Origin of the sequence: Streptomyces apricus (assembly GCF_008369065.1) — a bacterium.
In the GTDB taxonomy this organism is placed as follows: Bacteria; Actinomycetota; Actinomycetes; order Streptomycetales; family Streptomycetaceae; genus Streptomyces; species Streptomyces apricus.
The window spans coordinates 1-889 of sequence record NZ_VDFC01000255.1; the positions used below are offsets into that span (position 1 = coordinate 1).

Below are 889 nucleotides of genomic sequence, written 5' to 3' on the forward strand. Positions count from 1 at the left end.
GGCCGCGGCGGGCCCCTCCCCCGGCGCGCTCTCCCGCGCCTGGGCGTTGCCCGGCCACGGCGCCCCGCCGGGCGTGCGCCTCGGCAGCGGCGCGGCGGGCGCGGCCGACGCCGCCGTGGTCACCGCGGCCGCCGGTGACGCGGCCGCGCCGTCCCGCCCGGGCAGCACCCGCGGCGCCGTGCTGGGCCGCCCTTCGGACGCCCCGGCCACCTCCCACCGGATGAGCTCCTGCGCCTCCAGGCGGATCAGGTCCAGCATGACCGCGTACAGCCCGCGGCCGAGCGTGAAGGCCACGTCCCGGGCGGTCCGCCGCCCGTTGACCGTGGTGAGCACGGACCGGTGCCGGTCCGGGAGCCCCCGGCGCAGCCCCGCGTCCGCAACCGGCACGGGCCGCACCCGGGCCAGTTCGCCCGGCGCCCCCCACGGCCCGGAGAGCCGTGCGATGCGCCGCGTGGTCTCCTCGGTGAGCCGCCGCGGCCGCACACCGGCCCCGGTGTGCAGCGCGGGCTCCGGGGCACCGACGGTCCAGCCGCCGGGCGGCCCCATCGCCATGGCGAAGGCCGCGTCGAACAAGGCCCCGGTGCAGACGACCTCCAGTTCGGCGGCGCCGACCAGTCCGGCGGCGACGAGGTGTCCACCCAGCCGATCCGTGTCGGGCTCCGCCGCGCAGGCGGCCAGCCAGGTCTCGTCGTCGATGCGGCCGGGCGTGAGCAGGACCGACGTGGCGGTCGGCGCACCCGGTGTCTCGGCCGCGACGATCAGCCCGCCCCGCAGATGAATCGTTCCGCCCGGGGAGCCGGACACCCGTACCATGCCGCTGAACCCCTGCTCGTGCAGGCTCTGCAGGAGCGCGGGCAGATTGCGCGCCTCACCCCGTGCCCCGTCACCC

The 889-nt window shown here is 79.1% G+C and carries 1 protein-coding gene; it reads right to left on the minus strand.

Annotated features, from left to right (window positions below):
• Positions 1-858: DUF4388 domain-containing protein (locus FGF04_RS40560; RefSeq protein ID WP_235882760.1), on the minus strand; the 858-nt coding region annotated here is incomplete at its 3' end.
• Positions 859-889 lie beyond the last annotated feature (31 nt).